This window comes from Actinoplanes derwentensis, from assembly GCF_900104725.1.
In the GTDB taxonomy this organism is placed as follows: Bacteria; Actinomycetota; Actinomycetes; order Mycobacteriales; family Micromonosporaceae; genus Actinoplanes; species Actinoplanes derwentensis.
In genome coordinates this window covers 5,714,004-5,729,421 of the sequence record NZ_LT629758.1, presented here as the reverse complement: position 1 = coordinate 5,729,421, position 15,418 = coordinate 5,714,004, and the positions used below count along the sequence as shown (strand labels likewise).

The window sequence follows — 15,418 nt, the reverse complement described above, 5'->3', positions numbered from 1 at the left end:
TCTTTCCAGTGAGGGTGACCCAGGATGTCACAGCTGAGTCCAAACGGGTACCCAAACGCGTCTGACCTGCACCGATTGACGTGGAAGTCATTCACATAAGGGATAATTCAGATTTTATCCCGGCTGGTGCCATCGGTGACGACGGTCACCCCGGGTGTCCGGTGCGGTCTCGCTCACGGCTGGTTCGGGCGAGACGCCCGGTTCCGGAGCGGAGGCGCTGTCCGACGGCGAGGGGCCGGGGTCCGGCGCGGTCGGGGTCGGTACCGGCGGAGCCTCGCAGTCGCAGTCCGAAGTGTCCGGCCAGGGGAGCGGCTCGTCATCCGTACCCAAGCCGCCCTCGGTCCTGTTCTCGCTGGCCCGAACGCTGGTGGGGGAACTCGGCGGGGTCGTCGGCGGCGCCGTGGTGACGGGCGTCTCGGGGGTCGGCGCGACCGTGCGCCGGATCCGTGGCGGGGCCGGGACCGCACCCATGCCGGTGTCCCTGGCCGCCCTGTCCGGCTCGTTCTCGAACGTCGGTGGCATCGGGGCGGCGGCCACCGGCGTGACCGTCGGCGGATCGGTCATCCGTCCGGCGAAAGCCGTCGTGGCGACCAGGTAAGAGCCGGCCGCCCCGCCCGCGGCGAGTGCGCAGAAGGCGGCAACCGCGACAAATCGCCGCGGCGGCCGGGCGTCCGTCTCCGGCGCCACGATCGGCAGGCTGATCAGCGAACCGGGAAACGTGTTCATTCCCGTGCAGGTGACGTCCGGCCGGGGATCGGCGTCCACGGCCGAGGGCCGCTCCAGGTCGTAACAGACCGACCGCCAGGCCCCCGCCACCTCGTCCCGGACGCTGTCCCACAGGCTCATCAACAGTTCCCCGATCTGGTCTGGCACGCTGTACAGGTGACCGATCCCGTAACTCCCGGCCCGGCAGGCTGGATCACCCTGCCGGACGTGTCCCAGAAGCTCGATGTGCCGATCACCAAGGTGCACCAGCTGATCCGCGACCGCGAGCTGCTCGCGGTCCGCCGGGACGGCATCCGCGTGGTGCCCGCCGAACTCGTGGCCAACCCCACCGTGCTCAAGCACCTACCCGGCGTTCTCACCGTGCTTCATGACGCCGGGTACAACGACGAACAGGCCGTCGGGTGGCTCTACGAACCCGACGAGACACTCGGCGGCAACGCCGCGATCGCACTCGGCGGTGACCGGGCCCGCGAGGTCAAGCGCCGCGCACAGGCCCTCGGCTTCTAACGTTCCGGCGCGGCCACCCCCAGCTAGACGGAGCGACGGGTGGCCGCGTCGGCCAGCTCCCGCAACACCGCGCGGGCCTCGTCCTCGATGGTGGCCCCGGCCAGCGCCGCCAGCGCCTCGGTGGTCAGCGTGTCGATCCGGCTCTCCGTCGCGGCCAGCGCCCCCGACTGCCGGATGACCGCCCGCAACCGTTCCACCCCGGCGTCGTCCAGCTCCGGCGACCCCAGCGCCCCGTCCAGCTCGGCCCGGCCCGCCTCGTCCAGGCGCTCGAACGCCGACGCCACCAGATAGGTGCGCTTGCCCTCCCGCAGGTCGTCGCCGGCCGGCTTGCCGGTCTGTGCCGGATCCCCGAACACCCCGAGCACGTCGTCACGGGTCTGAAAGGCCTCACCCAACGGCAGGCCGAACGCGGCGTACGACGCGAAGACCTCCGGACCGGCCCCCGCGAGAGCCGCGCCCAGCAGCAGCGGACGCTCGATCGTGTACTTCGCCGACTTGAACCGGGCCACCTTCCCGGCCCGCTCCAGCGACGTGTTGCCGGTCGCCTGGGTGTGCACGTCCAGGTACTGCCCGACGGTCACCTCGGTCCGCATCCGGTCGAAGACCGCCCGCGCCCGCCCCAGCTCCGCCAGGTCCATCCCGGACGAGTGCAGCAGTTCGTCCGACCAGACCAGTGCCAGATCGCCGAGCAGCACCGCCGCCGAATCCCCGAACCCGGTCGCGCCGCCGCCACCCCGCCAGCCCTCGGCCCGGTGCAGCCGCTCGAACCGCCGGTGCACCGACGGCTCGCCGCGCCGGGTGTCCGAGCGGTCCATCAGATCGTCGTGGATCAGCGCGCTCGCCTGCACCAGCTCCAGCGCCGAGACCGCGGCCACCACCTCGTCCGAGTCGGCCCCGCCGGCACCCCGGAAACCCCAGTAGGCGAACGCCGGCCGCAGCCGCTTGCCGCCACCCAGCACGAACGCCGACACCGTGTCGGCCACGTCGGCCAGCGCCGGATCGATCTCCAGCAGAATCGACCGCTGCGTGGCGAGGAATCCGGAAAGAGCCTTGTCGACACGCGGCCGCAGACCGGCACGTTCCAGTGGGGAGATCGTCACCCCGATCACGCTATCTGGTCCGTCACGAGGCTGTTCGGCCAGATCACCCGCTCGGTAGAGTGGCGGGGTGTCCCTCGGTCTCCCCTCCCGGCTCCCCGGCGCCCCCACGGTCGGCGACCTGATCCGCGGTCCGGCGCCGACGTTCTCCTTCGAGTTCTTCCCACCCAAGACCCCGGCCGGTGAGCAGGCGCTCTGGCAGGCCATCCGCGAGTTGGAGTCGTTGCGGCCCAGCTTCGTGTCGATCACCTACGGGGCCGGCGGCACCACCCGCGACACCACCGTCGCGGTCACCGAGCGTGTCGCCACCGAGACCACCCTGCTGCCGATGGCCCACCTCACCGCTGTCGACCACTCCGTCGCCGAGTTGCGCAACGTGATCGGGCGCCTGGCCGGCGCGGGCATCTCCAACATCCTCGCCGTACGCGGTGACCCGCCCGGCGACCCCACCGCCGAGTGGGTGCGGCATCCCGACGGGGTGCTGTACGCCGAGGACCTGGTCCGTCTCATCCGCGAGGCCGGAGACTTCTGTGTCGGCGTGGCGGCGTTCCCGTACAAACATCCCCGCTCCTCGGACGTGGAGAGCGACACCCGCAACTTCGTCGCCAAATGCCGGGCCGGGGCCGACTTCGCGATCACCCAGATGTTCTTCGACGCCGACGACTACCTGCGCCTGCGCGACCGGGTCACCGCCGCCGGCTGCGACACGCCCATCCTGCCCGGCGTCATGCCGGTCACCCGGACGGCCACCATCGAGCGATCGGTGCAACTGTCCGGCGCGCCGTTCCCGCCCGCGCTGCTGCGCCGTTTCGAGGAACTGGCCGGCGACGACGAGGCGGTGCGGGCCCTCGGCATCGAATCGTGCGCCGAGATGTGCGCCCGGCTCCTGGCCGAAGGCGTCCCCGGCATCCACTTCATCACCCTCAACCGCTCCACGGCCACCCGCGAGGTCTGGCAGCAGCTGACCCCCACCGCGGTCACGGCCTGACCTTTCCCCGCTGACTTTGTTCCTCCGCTGGCCTTGTTCTTTCGCTGACCTTGTTGCTTCCGCCGACCGAGGACTCCGATGACCTGGGACGAGTACGCCACCGCGTGGTCCGGGCTGCACGGCGGATTCGATCCGCGCAAGGCGTCGCCGGTGGTCCGGGGCTGGATCCGCTTGGCGTACCGGATCGGCTCCTGGCTGGGCCGGCATCGGGTCACACCGTTCACGGTGACCCTGGCCGGGCTCCTGCTGTGCCTGGCGGTACCGCTCGCGGCTCTCGCCGGCCCGCCCGGCCTGGCCCTCGGCGCGGTCCTGGTCCTGCTCGCCTCAGCCGCCGACGGACTGGACGGTGCCGTCGCCGTCATCACCGACAAGATCACCAAGACCGGTTTCGTGTACGACTCGGTAGCCGACCGTCTGGGCGAGGCCGCCTGGCTGACTGCCTTCTGGCTGGCCGGAGTCCCCGGTTGGCTGACGGTGACGGCCGGTGCCGCCGGATGGCTGCACGAGTACATCCGCGCCCGCGCCACCACCGCCGGCATGCCCGACATCGGCACCGTGACCATCGGTGAGCGCCCCACCCGCGTCTCGGTGGCCATCACCGCCCTGATCATGGCCGCCCTCGCCGCCCTGATCGACCCCGGCTGGCCGGCACTGGTCCTCATCGCCGGGGCCACGGTATGGCTGACCCTGCAACTCGCCGGCCTGGCACAGCTGACCCGAGCGGTCCGCGTCGCCCTGCGCTGACTGTCCGCCGGGCGCTCGACGCTGACTGTCTGCCGGGCGCTCGACGCTGACTGTCTGCCGGGCGCTCGACCACCTCAGGCGTCGGCCGAACCTTCGAGAACGCCGTCGGAGCGTGGCTCTGACCGCGACCTAACGCGAGCTGATCGGCGGAGCGATGGTCAGTTCGGCATGCGGGTCGTGATCCGGGTGTGGAGGACCGGCCACGATCAGAGCGGCCCTGGCCCAGGGCTGTTCCCGGAGCAGGAACGGCAGCTCCTCACGTAGCCAGTCCGCCACGTGGGCTTGCTGTCCGGGAGAGTCGCCGTCGCGGGCGGCCAGCAGGCGTTCCTGCTCGTCGAGGTCACCCTGGAGGTAGATCGAGGCATCCAGCCACGGGGCCAGTTCGCCGCGGATGACACCGGTGCCCTCGACCCAGACGAACTCGGCTCCCGCCGGAACGGCTATCGACCCGGGCCGGTCGTGGGCGATCCAGGCGTCCGGCCGGAAGTCGACCGCCTGCCCCCGATGCAGTGGTCGCAGCACGTTCTCGGCGAGAACCCGGCCCCAGTCGAAACAGGCGAGGTGCCAGGCGACGTCGTCGGTGTGCACGACCGCCGACACGCCGGCCACCCGGCGCAGCCGCTCGGCCAGAGTCGTCTTGCCGGCACCACCCCGGCCGTCGATCGCGACGACCCTGGGCCGCCCGCTGACACCGGGCGAAGCGTCCCGCATCCGCTGAACGACGTCGAGCACCGTCGACGCCTGCCAGCCCACAGCTTCGGGCTCACCGTGATGTAGGCGCATCGGCGACCTGCTTCGCGAGAGAGTGCCCGGACACCTCGACTCTAACGGCGAACCCGCCGCGCCGCGCGCCACCGCTGCCGCCGCACCGTCCGCCGCGTGCCACCAGCCACCCGTCGCGGTCGTCTCGTCCCACCAGGTCTCGTCTCGCCCCGATTTCTCCCTTCCCGTCGTGAGTGGCGTCGGATCGGCTTCGGTACGCACGGGATCGGAGAGGCATTTATTCGGTTGTCCGAGATCGATGGCGTAGCTATTTTCTCTTCAGCGGATCCGGTCGGGGTGGAACGCCTCTGAGCTGTGGATTCTCTAATGTGCAAACGAATTTCCGGGGGTGACGAAATGAGTGCGGTGCTGGTGCTCAATGCTGACTGCGGGCCGTTGCACCGGGTCAGTCTCCGGCACGCGATTCGGATGTTGTTCCGTCAGGTCGCCGTGGTGCACGAGGCTCAGCCGGACGATCGGATCGGGGTCTACCCGGTGCCGACCGTCGTGCGGCTGGTCTCCTACGTGGTCACCCGCTGGCGGCGCGGCCGGGGTCCCGGCTGGTCGCGGGCCGGTGTGCTGGTGCGGGACGGGCGGAGGTGCGCCTACTGCGGCGCTGCCGCCTCGACCATCGACCACGTGCTGCCTCGTTCGCGCGGCGGCCGCAACGAATGGCTCAACACGGTGGCCGCCTGCGGGCGCTGCAACAACCGGAAGCGTGACCGCACCCCTGCGGAAGCCCGCATGCCCCTGCGGGTGACCCCGTTCGCCCCGATCTGGGCGGCGTCGTCCCTGACCTGATCCACTCCGCGGTCGAGCGGCCGCGCCGCTCGACCGCGGAGTGAGCGGACGCCGACTGCCGGTCCCGGTGGGCCGGTCAGCCAACTTGTCGGCCGGTCGGTGAAAGAAGCGGTTTACCGGGCAGGCGGCCGGCGGGTTTACACGGGGATCCGTCGGCCGCCGTTTTCCCTGGCGAACGGTTGCGTTCATGACGTGCGCGGCCCGCGCCCTCCGGACCGCGAAGGCTCCCGGCAGTCGCCGTTCGAACTTCCTCGCCCGGTGGCCCGGTCGCCCGTCGCCGGGTCTTTGCTCAAGCCGCGAGCGGCGGAAAGTTGCAGTGGGCGCCTCGGGCGAGTGGGCTCTGGTCTTCACGCCAAGCGGGAAACCGTCGCTTTGCGATGGTTCGCCAGGACGGGTCGGCCGACGATAGTTGTCAACGATCAGTTGACAACTATAGGGTTCGGGTGTGGCTGAGTTGGTGGAGTTGCGGGCGGTTCGGGAGCGGCGGGCACGTCTCGACGCTGAGGAACTGGAGCTGATCGACCGCGCCCGGCGGGGTGGTGCCACCTGGCCGGAGATCGCAGCGGCACTGGGACTGGCCAGCCGGCAGGCGGCGGAGCAGCGCAGGAGTCGGCTGGCGTCGGCCGCCGAGCGCGTCTTGCGGCCACAGCGCGAAGACCTTGACCGGGCGTACGGCCGGGGTGTCGCCGAAATTCGGAAACGCGCTGTCGACCTGTATCGGAGGATCGGTGCCGACCGGCGCTGGGACAGGCGTTTCGTTCGGGCCGCGCTGGTGCGGGAGACCTTGGACGCCGCACCCGACGCGCCGGCCGGAGCGCTCTACGACCTGGTCGTGGCGGTTCTGGCCGACCTGTCCGCGCCGGAGATCCCCGATCTGCCAGGGCCGTTGCGGTCGGCTGTCGAGCGTTTGCGGGAGGCCGTCGTCATCGGTTGACTTCGTCGCGTTCCGGCGGCCAAGATGTGAGTCGGTAAGACTCAAGTCCTTGGTCGAGCTGTGCCTGCCGAGGGCTCCTTCACTGTGCCCGTGCGTCTCTCGTGGCTGGGCGATGGGAGTGCGGCATGCGACGGAACGCTGCTCTGTTCGTACTCATCTCGGTCCTGTCCGGTCTTGGTGGGACCGCCCTCACCTTGGCCGTCGGCATCTGGATCTTCGACCTGACCGGTGACCCGGGGCTCGCGGCCCTCGCCTCCCTCGGCGTCTATCTGCCCAGTCTGGCCGCGCCCTGGCTGGGTGTCCTAGTCGACCGGTTCCCGCGCCGGGCTTTGCTGATCGGTGTCGAGGCCGGGGTCGCGGCGGTGCTGTTCGCCCTCCTGCCGGTGGATTCGGCCGGGCAGGTGTGGCTGATCTACGTGGCGATGCTGGTGCGTGGCGTCGGCTATGTGCTGCTCGATGCGGGGGAGTCCGCACTGTTGCCGGCCGCCCTTCCGGCCGACCGTCTCGGCGATGTGAACGGATGGCGGTCGAGTGCTCAGGAGGGCATGAAACTTCTGGCGCCTCTCGGTGGGGCAGCGCTCTACACGTGGGTCGGCCCGCGACCAGTGATCGTGCTCTGCGCCGTGTTGCCGCTTATCAGCGCCGGTCTTTACGCTCTGCTCCGCTTCGGCCCCACCGTATCGGTCACCGGAGAGCCGTCCCAGAACGTCGCCGGGCAGCCGACGGGGCGGCCGGGCCGGGGTGGTGCTGTGGTGGGTGGTGGGCCTCGGGCCGGGGTGGAGGGGGAATCGGGGCGGCGGGCGAGTCTGCGCTGGAGCAGCGTGCGGGAAGGGCTTCTGATGCTGACTGCCGAACCGTTGCGTTCCCCGGTTCTGCTGGGGATGGTGGCTATCGGGGTCTCCGGGCTGACCAATGCGGCGGTGTTGTCCCAGATCGTTGACGGACTGGGTCTTCCCGCCGCGTACCTGGGTGTTCTCTCCAGCGTGCAAGGTGCCGGGTCGATCGTTGCCGGGCTGCTGGTGGGGCGGTTGCTGGCTCGGGCTGCGGCGGTGCGCGTGGCGTTGCTCGGGGTGCTGATCTTCGCGTTGTCCTGTGTGGCGCGGAGTGTGCCCTGGTGGCCGGCGATGATCGTGGGCAGCCTGCTGGCCGGGGCCGGGCTGGTGTGGGCGTTGATCGCGGCGGTCACCGCGGTGCAGACCGGTACCCCGGGACATCTGCTGGGACGGGTTTCGGCGACCAGCAACATGGCCTTGTTCGGGCCGATGGCTTTGACGATTCCGCTCGGTGCGGCCCTGATCGGTTTCGGAGCCCGGGCGGTCCTGCTGATCGGCGCGGGTCTGCTGGTTCTCACCATGCTGGCGGTCCGGCGGTCAGGGGTTCTCCAAGACGGGGGACGGGCTGCCGCGGGCCGGTGACGGGTGTTGGAGGGGGAGGGCTGGCTCAGCGGGTGATGCGTTCGAGGTATGTGGTGATGTCGGCCGGGTCGTGGGTGGCGCAGCCGATGTAGTTGTCGGGGCGGATCAGGAGGAGCGTCGGGCCGGTCACGTCGTAGGTGGTGGACGCGGCGGTGGCGTTGTGGGACGGCACGCCGAAGTCGGGTAGCGCGGACGGCCAGTGGAAAGCCAGCACAGTGGGGTGCGGGCCGCGGAGCAGGTCGAAGATGCGGCCGGGGCCGTCGGGGGCGCGGTCGCCGGCCCGGACGGTGCCGGGGGCGGGGCGGTGTTCGGCGGCCAGCGTGGTGCCCCGGTAGTCGAGGGACAGTTGGCGTAGGGCCGGGTCGTCGCGGCGTAGTGCGTCCGCGGCGCCGTCGACGTGCCGCTGGTGCAGGTGGGTGGTGATGCCCAGGACGGCGGCCGCTACCGGGAGGCGTTCTTCCTCGTACGTGTCCAGCAGCGCCGAGTCGCCGGTGGCGATCTTCCAGCCGAGGTTGTACGCGTCCTGGACGCCGGTGTTGAGGCCCTGGCCACCGGCGGGGGAGTGCACGTGGGCGGCGTCTCCGGCGAGGAAGACGTGGCCGTCGCGGAAGCGGGACGCCATCCGCATGTTGGCGCGGTACTCCGATCGCCAGCCGATCTCGGTGAGGGTGATCGCCGGGTCGGCCGCTGCCACCAGGTCTTCCAGGGATGTCGTCGAGGGCGGGGCGGTCAGCTGGTGCCGGTCGGTGCCGGGCAGCGGGCAGAGTGTCAGGCTCAGTTCCGGCCACACGTGCCAATGGCCGCGCTCCAGGCCGGTCAGCAGCACGTCCGCGATGATCATCCGTTCTTCCTCGTGGGTCTCGCCCTCGAACGGGATGCCGAGGATCTTGCGGATGGTGCTGCGGCCGCCGTCGGCGCCGACCAGGTAGCGAGCGTCGACGATCTCGCCGGTGTCCAGGGTGACCTGCACGCCGTCGCTGTTCTGGGTGAAGTCGCCGACACCGACGCCGAACTCGACGGGCACGCCGTCGGCCAGCAGCTCGCTGGTCCGCCACTGCGGGACCATCAACATGTTCGGGTACGGCACGGAAGGTGTCGGGGCGTGCTGTTCGTCGAGGCGGAACTCGTGGGTGCCGCCGCCGGGCAGGTGCGCCAGCATCGGCGGGTAGTCGCCGCCCGCCTCCTGGAAACGGTCGAGCAGGCCCAGGTCGTCGAGGATCTCCAGGGTTCGGGGCTGGAGGCCTTTGCCGCGGGAGCCCTCGAAGGGGTGCGGGGACTTCTCGACGATCCGGAACGGGACTCCGTGCCGGGTGAGCTGGCGGGCCAGGGTGAGGCCGGTCGGGCCGGCACCGGCGATTACGGTGAACTTAGATTCACTGAACATGGATTCACCGTACGGTGGCTGATAGCCTCCGTCAAGTGGTGGTGGGTACGCGTAAGCAGCAAGCGGCACAGACCGAGGCGGAGCTGAAAGCGGCCGCTGTCCGGGTGTTCGAGCGAGTCGGCTATCTCAACGCCAAGATCACGGACATCACGGCCGAGGCGGGGCGCGCGACCGGGTCGTTCTACAAGCACTTCGCGAGCAAGGAACGGCTGCTCGAAGCGCTGCTCGCCGACGTGCTGGCTGAAGGTGACGTCACCGCGGGGCTGCCGGGGCACCTCACGGACTTCCGGGAGCGCGCGGCGGTGCGCTGGCACGTCGACGTCTTCTGGGGCTTCTACCGGGAGCACCGGGCGGTCATGTCCGCGTTGCAGCAGGCGGCGATCGTCGACGAGGAGTTCGCCCGCCGCAGCCGGGAGATGCTCGAACCCGACCTGCATCACATCGCCGGCCACCTGGAGGGCCTCGACGTTCCCGGGGATCGGATGGTGGCGGCGTCACTGTTCACCACGACGCTGTCCGCGGCGGCGACGGCCTGGTTCGCGGGGGAGAAGCATGTGGGGGAGAGCGAGATGCTCGACAGCCTCACGACATTCCTGCATCGAGGACTGGGTGGCCGGTGACGGTCGCATTCGGCCCGGCGGCCGCGATGCCGGCCGCTACGGGCCGCCCACCTCGCGCGGACCGGACGAGAAGCTAGAAACTCGTATCAAATTCTGGTGGTGAAAAGCCGGGCGCCCGGCACGTCGTTGTGCCGGGCGCCAGGAGTCCTGGCCGTCAGCGCTTGGTGATCGCCTTGCGGTAGTCGCTGTTCAGGCGGCCGATCAGGCTCAACGGGATGCCCTTCGGGCAGACCGTGGTGCACTCGCCGGCGTTGGTGCAGCCGCCGAAGCCTGCGTCGTCCTGGGCCTGGAGCATGTCCAGGACGCGGCTGTCGCGTTCCGGCTGGCCCTGCGGCATCAGGCCGAGGTGGGTGATCTTCGCGGCGGTGAACAGCATCGACGAGCCGTTCGGGCAGGCCGCCACGCAGGCGCCGCAGCCGATGCAGGTGGCCGCTTCGAACGCCATGTCGGCGTCCTTCTTCGGTACCGGCGTGGCGTGGGCGTCCGGCGCGGTGCCGGTCGGGACGGTGATGTAACCGCCGGCCTGGATGATCTGGTCGAACGCGGTGCGGTCGACGACCAGGTCCTTGATGACCGGGAAGGCGGCGGCGCGCCACGGCTCGACGTCGATCACGTCGCCGTCGGAGAACTTGCGCATGTGCAGCTGGCAGGTGGTGGTGGCCTTCTCCGGGCCGTGTGCCACCCCGTTGATGACCATGCTGCAGGCGCCGCAGATGCCTTCGCGGCAGTCGTGGTCGAACGCGATCGGGTCGTCACCGTCGAGGATCAGCGTCTCGTTGAGCACGTCGATCATCTCGAGGAACGACGCGTCGGGGGAGATCCCCTTCACGTCGTAGGCGACCATCTTCCCGCCGGCCGAGGGGCCGGATTGACGCCACACCCTGACCTTGATGTCCATTACTTGTAACTCCGCGTGCTCGGGTGGACGTATTCGAAGTTGAGGTCTTCCTTGTGCAGCGTGGGCTTGCCGTCGGCGCCGAAGTACTCCCACGCCGCGGCGTAGCTGAACTCGTCGTCGTGGCGCAGCGCCTCACCGTCGGGGGTCTGCGACTCGCCCCGGAAGTGGCCGCCGCAGGATTCGCGGCGGTGCAGCGCGTCGATGCACATGAGTTCGCCCAGTTCGATGAAGTCGGCGACGCGGCCGGCCTTCTCCAGGTTCTGGTTGAGCTCCTCGCCCTTGCCGGGCACCTTCACCCTGGTCCAGAACTCCTCCTTGAGCGCCCGGATCAGGCCGACCGCCTTGGTCAGGCCCTCCTCGGTGCGTTCCATGCCGCAGTACTCCCACATGATGTGGCCGAGTTCGCGGTGGAAGGAGTCCACGGTCCGGTCGCCGTCGATCGACAGGAACTTCTCGATCCGGTCCTCGACCTGCTTGCGGGCCTCGACGACCGGCGCGTCGGTCTCGGTGACCTTCGGGAAGGGGCCGGAGGCGAGGTAGTTGCTGATCGTGTTCGGGAGCACGAAGTAGCCGTCGGCCATGCCCTGCATCAGCGCGGACGCGCCGAGCCGGTTGGCGCCGTGGTCGGAGAAGTTCGCCTCGCCGACCACGAACAGGCCGGGCACCGTCGACTGCAGGTCGTAGTCGACCCAGAGGCCACCCATCGTGTAGTGCACGGCGGGGTAGATGCGCATCGGCGTCTCGTACGGGTCCTCGCCGGTGATCCGCTCGTACATCTCGAAGAGGTTGCCGTACTTGGCCTCGACCGCCTTCTGGCCCAGCCGGCTGATCGCGTCCGCGAAGTCCAGGTAGACACCCAGACCGCCGGGGCCGACACCACGGCCCTCGTCACAGACGTTCTTGGCGGCCCGCGACGCGATGTCCCGGGGCACCAGGTTGCCGAACGACGGGTAGATGCGCTCCAGGTAGTAGTCGCGCTCGTCCTCGGGGATGTCGGCGGCGCGGCGGGTGTCCTTCTGCGCCTTCGGCACCCACACCCGGCCGTCGTTACGCAGCGACTCCGACATCAGGGTCAACTTCGACTGGTGCGAGCCGGACTCCGGGATGCACGTCGGGTGGATCTGCGTGTAGCAGGGGTTCGCGAACAGCGCGCCCTTGCGGTGCGCCCGCCACGACGCGGTGACGTTGCAGCCCTTGGCGTTCGTCGACAGGAAGAAGACGTTGCCGTAACCGCCGGAGGCGAGCACCACGGCGTCGGCGAACTCGGTGCTGATCTCGCCGGTCACCATGTCACGGACCACGATGCCGCGGGCCTTGCCGTCCACGACGATCAGCTCGAGCATCTCGTGCCGGGCGTTCATCTCGACGTTGCCGAGGCCGATCTGGCGCTCCAGAGCCTGGTACGCGCCGAGCAGCAGCTGCTGGCCGGTCTGGCCGCGGGCGTAGAACGTGCGGGACACCTGGGTGCCGCCGAACGAGCGGTTGTCGAGCAGGCCGCCGTACTCGCGGGCGAACGGGACGCCCTGGGCCACACACTGGTCGATGATGTTCACCGACACCTGGGCGAGCCGGTAGACGTTCGACTCGCGGGCGCGGAAGTCGCCGCCCTTGACCGTGTCGTAGAACAGCCGGTAGACGGAGTCGCCGTCGTTGCGGTAGTTCTTCGCGGCGTTGATGCCACCCTGCGCGGCGATCGAGTGCGCGCGGCGCGGGCTGTCCTGATAGCAGTACGACTTGACGTGGTACCCGGCCTCGGCCAGGGTCGCCGCGGCCGAGCCGCCGGCCAGGCCGGTGCCGACGATGATCACCGTCAGCTTGCGGCGGTTCGCCGGGTTGACCAGCTTGGCGTTGAACTTGCGGCGCTCCCAGCGGGTCTCCACCGGGCCGTCCGGGGCGGCCTTGTCGAAGACGGGTTCGCCCTCGGACCAGAATTCAGAAGCAGTCATGATCAATCCACCAATCCGAGCGTGACCGCGATCGGCACCGAGAGGTACATCGCGACCAGGACCACCGAGAGCACCAGCGCGATCGCCTTGGCCCGGCGCTCACCCTTGACCGTCTGCTGGCCCATCGTGCGGGCCGCGCTCCAGATGCCGTGCCGCAGGTGGAAACCGACGGCCACCACCGCGAGGACGTAGAAGATCGTCACGTACCAGCGTTCGGGGGCGAAGCCCTCGACCACCCGCTCGGATGCCGCGGAGTCGCCACCGGCCGGGTTCACCGTGCCGAGGGTCAGGTCGAGGATGTGCCAGATCACGAACAGCACGATGATCACGCCACCCCAGCGCATGGTGCGCGCGGCGTAACCGCCCTGGACCTTGGGGCGGTGCGCGTACTTGACCGGGCGGGCCTTCTTGGCCCGGATGGTCAGCGCGGCGGCGGCCCAGATGTGCAGGCCGATCGCGGCGAGCAGGCCGAATCGCTGGATCCAGAGGAACCAGGCGTGCGGGAGGAGCGGCGTGCCCAGTTCGCGGAGCCACTCGGCGTAGTGGTCGAAGTCCGGCAAGCCGACGAAGATCTTCAGGTTGCCGGCCGCGTGCGCGAAGAGGAAGAGAACCAGCAGCGTACCGCTGGCCGCCATGATCAATTTGAGGACGACCGACGAGGGTCGCTGCTTCTTGGAGGCCGGAGCGGGCGTTGCCGCGCCCGCCGGCTTCGAAGCCTTGGATGAAGTCGTGTCTACCGCCACATCCTGAAAGGTAGAAAGGCTCTGGCGATTCGTCTAATGCATGAAAGGTGAGATGTTCATAGCGGTAGGCTATTAGGATGCAGCTGCAACAACTCCGGTACTTCGTCATGGTGGCTGAGCTGCGACATTTCACCCAAGCGGCGGACGAAATGGGCGTCTCGCAACCTACGTTGAGTAAGCAGATTCACACCCTCGAAGCATCTCTCGGCGCGCCGCTCTTCGAGCGCATCCGCGGTGACGTGACCTTGACCGTCGCCGGGCAGACCCTGCTCCCGCTTGCTCAGCGCATGATCGCCGACGCCGACACGGCCCGGGACGCGGTCGCCGACATCGTCGGCCTGCGCAAGGGCGAGGTGCGGCTCGGCGCCACCCCCAGCCTCTGCTCCTCACTGGTCCCGGTCGTGCTGCGCACCTACACCTCTGACCACCCCGGCATCCAGTTGCACGTGAGCGAGGGCAGCTCCCAGGACCTGATCGACAGTCTGCTCGCGCACGCCCTCGACATGGCCCTGATCGTCCACCCCGAACACGGCGTCGACGCCGCCCTGGACACCACCGAGCTGCTGCGGGAGAGCCTCGTGGTGGCCTCGGTCGCCGGTGGCCCGCCCCTGACCGTGGGCCGCCAGCTCGACCTGATCGAGTTGCGGCACACCCCGATGGTGATGTTCCGGGCCGGCTACGACATCCGGGACGTCACCCTGCAGGCCTGCGAGCGGGCCGGGTTCACGCCCAAGTTCGCGGTCGAGGGCGGCGAGATGGACGCGGTGCTGGCCTTCGTCGAGGCCGGGCTCGGTGTCGCGCTGGTGCCGAGCATGGTGCTGGCCAACCGGCCGCTGCTGCGGGCGACCCCGCTCGGCCCGCCCGGCATGCGCCGCACCATCGCCCTGGCCCAGCGCCGGGGGGCCGTCCTGCCGCACGCGGCCGCCGCCCTGCGTGAGGGGATCATCGAACACATCGCATCGGGAGAGTTGCCCGCCGGGGTCAGGGGACTGCGAACAGTCCACATCGGGTAGTCAAGCGGCCACTCCGCGTCTAGGCTCGTCGATGTGTGGCATGGCGAGTACCGGGATCCCCGGCTGGTCGAGGTCTTCGACGCCGAACGCGTCTGGGGCTGGGAGGACGACTTCTTCATGCGGGTCCTCGCCGACCGCATGGCACCCAGAGTGCTCGATCTCGGCTGCGGCACCGGCCGCCTGGCGATCGCGATGGCCGAGGCCGGCCACGAGGTGACCGCCGTCGACCCGGCCGGCGCCGCCCTGGACGCGGCCCGCCGCAAGCCCGGCTCCGCCCGGGTCCAGTGGATCGAGGGCTCCTTCGAGGATCTGCCGTCGCAGTCGTTCGACGCCGCCCTGATGACCGGCCACGTCGTCCAGCACCTCAGCGACCCGGAGTGGTCCGGGGCGCTGCGCGCGCTGCGGGACGCCCTGGTCACCGACGGCCGGCTGATCTTCGACGGGCCGGACCCGGCCGCCCGCCCGTGGGAGGGCTGGGACCGGGCCGCCACCGAGCGGCCGATCGTCCTCGCCGACGGCTCGGTGGTGCTGGCCTGGACCGAGGGAGCGGCACCGGCCGGGGACGTCGTCCCGGTCGTGCACCACTACCGGTTCCCGGACGGGCTGGAGCTGACCAGCACCTCCGCGCTGCGATTCCGGGACGAGGCCGAGCTGCGCGGCTCACTGCGGGCGGCCGGTTTCCGGGTGGACCAGGTGTACGGGGGATGGGGCCGCGAACCACCAGGCCTCGGCCACGACGGCGAACTGATCGTGATCGCCATCGCGGAACCTCGTCTGATCCCGTGAGAATCTCGCCGAACGTGCCAGGATCTGCCGCTTTACTTACTGAACCATTGCAGT

General features: G+C 69.9%; 16 protein-coding genes. 9 read left to right on the top strand and 7 right to left on the bottom strand.

Going from position 1 to position 15,418, the window contains the following annotated elements; all coding sequences use genetic code 11:
• Nucleotides 1-114: 114 nt before the first annotated feature.
• A complete protein-coding gene (locus tag BLU81_RS25195; RefSeq protein ID WP_092546931.1) occupies nt 115-873 on the bottom strand; it encodes a hypothetical protein in 759 nt (252 codons plus the stop codon).
• Nucleotides 874-882: 9 nt separating this feature from the next.
• Between BLU81_RS25195 and BLU81_RS25190 the strand changes: the two genes are divergently transcribed.
• Nucleotides 883-1,233, top strand: a complete 351-nt coding sequence (locus BLU81_RS25190) for an Rv2175c family DNA-binding protein (protein ID WP_092546930.1) — start codon at nt 883-885, stop codon at nt 1,231-1,233.
• Nucleotides 1,234-1,256: 23 nt separating this feature from the next.
• Here the strand turns inward: BLU81_RS25190 and BLU81_RS25185 are convergent, their stop codons facing one another.
• Nucleotides 1,257-2,318 (bottom strand): polyprenyl synthetase family protein, encoded by a 1,062-nt coding sequence (locus tag BLU81_RS25185; RefSeq protein ID WP_092557612.1) that lies wholly within the window; start codon nt 2,316-2,318, stop codon nt 1,257-1,259.
• 82 nt (nt 2,319-2,400) lie between these two features.
• Here BLU81_RS25185 and metF point away from each other — a divergent pair, with 82 nt between their 5' ends.
• Entirely contained in the window at nt 2,401-3,318 is a 918-nt protein-coding gene (gene metF / locus BLU81_RS25180; protein WP_092546929.1) for a methylenetetrahydrofolate reductase [NAD(P)H], read from the top strand.
• Between the two features lie 78 nt (nt 3,319-3,396).
• Nucleotides 3,397-4,062 (top strand): CDP-alcohol phosphatidyltransferase family protein, encoded by a 666-nt coding sequence (locus BLU81_RS25175; protein WP_092546928.1) that lies wholly within the window; start codon nt 3,397-3,399, stop codon nt 4,060-4,062.
• 129 nt (nt 4,063-4,191) lie between these two features.
• Here BLU81_RS25175 and BLU81_RS25170 read toward each other — a convergent pair whose 3' ends face one another.
• Nucleotides 4,192-4,845 carry a uridine kinase family protein gene (locus BLU81_RS25170; protein ID WP_092546927.1) on the bottom strand — a complete coding sequence of 218 codons (654 nt, stop codon included), beginning with the start codon at nt 4,843-4,845 and terminating at the stop codon, nt 4,192-4,194.
• Between the two features lie 336 nt (nt 4,846-5,181).
• Here BLU81_RS25170 and BLU81_RS25165 point away from each other — a divergent pair, with 336 nt between their 5' ends.
• The 3 genes from BLU81_RS25165 (at nt 5,182) to BLU81_RS25155 (ending at nt 7,974) form a co-directional block, all read left to right on the top strand.
• A complete protein-coding gene (locus tag BLU81_RS25165) occupies nt 5,182-5,625 on the top strand; it encodes an HNH endonuclease (RefSeq protein WP_092546926.1) in 444 nt (147 codons plus the stop codon).
• Between the two features lie 445 nt (nt 5,626-6,070).
• Entirely contained in the window at nt 6,071-6,559 is a 489-nt protein-coding gene (locus BLU81_RS25160; RefSeq protein WP_092546925.1) for a hypothetical protein, read from the top strand.
• 125 nt (nt 6,560-6,684) lie between these two features.
• On the top strand, nt 6,685-7,974 hold the full coding sequence (locus BLU81_RS25155) for an MFS transporter (RefSeq protein ID WP_092546924.1): 1,290 nt from the start codon (nt 6,685-6,687) through the stop codon (nt 7,972-7,974).
• Between the two features lie 25 nt (nt 7,975-7,999).
• Here BLU81_RS25155 and BLU81_RS25150 read toward each other — a convergent pair whose 3' ends face one another.
• Complete coding sequence (locus BLU81_RS25150; protein ID WP_092546923.1) at nt 8,000-9,358, bottom strand: FAD-dependent monooxygenase; 1,359 nt, start codon at nt 9,356-9,358, stop codon at nt 8,000-8,002.
• Between the two features lie 14 nt (nt 9,359-9,372).
• Between BLU81_RS25150 and BLU81_RS25145 the strand changes: the two genes are divergently transcribed.
• A complete protein-coding gene (locus tag BLU81_RS25145; RefSeq protein WP_231953500.1) occupies nt 9,373-9,978 on the top strand; it encodes a TetR/AcrR family transcriptional regulator in 606 nt (201 codons plus the stop codon).
• Between the two features lie 154 nt (nt 9,979-10,132).
• Here the strand turns inward: BLU81_RS25145 and BLU81_RS25140 are convergent, their stop codons facing one another.
• The 3 genes from BLU81_RS25140 to BLU81_RS25130 are packed head-to-tail and all read right to left on the bottom strand — an operon-like array spanning nt 10,133 to nt 13,565.
• Nucleotides 10,133-10,876 (bottom strand): succinate dehydrogenase/fumarate reductase iron-sulfur subunit, encoded by a 744-nt coding sequence (locus BLU81_RS25140; RefSeq protein WP_092546921.1) that lies wholly within the window; start codon nt 10,874-10,876, stop codon nt 10,133-10,135.
• Nucleotides 10,876-12,822 carry a fumarate reductase/succinate dehydrogenase flavoprotein subunit gene (locus BLU81_RS25135; RefSeq protein WP_092546920.1) on the bottom strand — a complete coding sequence of 649 codons (1,947 nt, stop codon included), beginning with the start codon at nt 12,820-12,822 and terminating at the stop codon, nt 10,876-10,878. Before BLU81_RS25135 ends, BLU81_RS25140 begins: the two co-directional genes overlap by 1 nt.
• A gap of 2 nt (nt 12,823-12,824) precedes the next feature.
• A complete protein-coding gene (locus BLU81_RS25130; RefSeq protein WP_092546919.1) occupies nt 12,825-13,565 on the bottom strand; it encodes a succinate dehydrogenase cytochrome b subunit in 741 nt (246 codons plus the stop codon).
• Between the two features lie 71 nt (nt 13,566-13,636).
• On the opposite strand from BLU81_RS25130, the gene BLU81_RS25125 reads away from it, so the two are divergent.
• Together BLU81_RS25125 and BLU81_RS25120 are read left to right on the top strand one after the other, a co-directional pair.
• Nucleotides 13,637-14,578, top strand: a complete 942-nt coding sequence (locus BLU81_RS25125) for a LysR family transcriptional regulator (RefSeq protein WP_197686455.1) — start codon at nt 13,637-13,639, stop codon at nt 14,576-14,578.
• 33 nt (nt 14,579-14,611) lie between these two features.
• The gene (locus tag BLU81_RS25120) at nt 14,612-15,364 is read left to right on the top strand and encodes a class I SAM-dependent methyltransferase (protein WP_092546917.1); all 753 of its coding nucleotides are present in this window, start codon (nt 14,612-14,614) and stop codon (nt 15,362-15,364) included.
• The last annotated feature ends 54 nt before the right edge of the window (nt 15,365-15,418 follow it).

What these genes read in the sequence shown, in the direction of transcription:
- BLU81_RS25175 (WP_092546928.1), top strand. Translation starts at nt 3,397, where the DNA reads ATGACCTGGGACGAGTACGCCACCGCGTGGTCCGGGCTGCACGGCGGA.
- BLU81_RS25170 (WP_092546927.1), bottom strand. Translation starts at nt 4,845, where the DNA reads ATGCGCCTACATCACGGTGAGCCCGAAGCTGTGGGCTGGCAGGCGTCG.
- BLU81_RS25165 (WP_092546926.1), top strand. Translation starts at nt 5,182, where the DNA reads ATGAGTGCGGTGCTGGTGCTCAATGCTGACTGCGGGCCGTTGCACCGG.
- BLU81_RS25155 (WP_092546924.1), top strand. Translation starts at nt 6,685, where the DNA reads ATGCGACGGAACGCTGCTCTGTTCGTACTCATCTCGGTCCTGTCCGGT.
- BLU81_RS25150 (WP_092546923.1), bottom strand. Translation starts at nt 9,358, where the DNA reads ATGTTCAGTGAATCTAAGTTCACCGTAATCGCCGGTGCCGGCCCGACC.
- BLU81_RS25140 (WP_092546921.1), bottom strand. Translation starts at nt 10,876, where the DNA reads ATGGACATCAAGGTCAGGGTGTGGCGTCAATCCGGCCCCTCGGCCGGC.
- BLU81_RS25135 (WP_092546920.1), bottom strand. Translation starts at nt 12,822, where the DNA reads ATGACTGCTTCTGAATTCTGGTCCGAGGGCGAACCCGTCTTCGACAAG.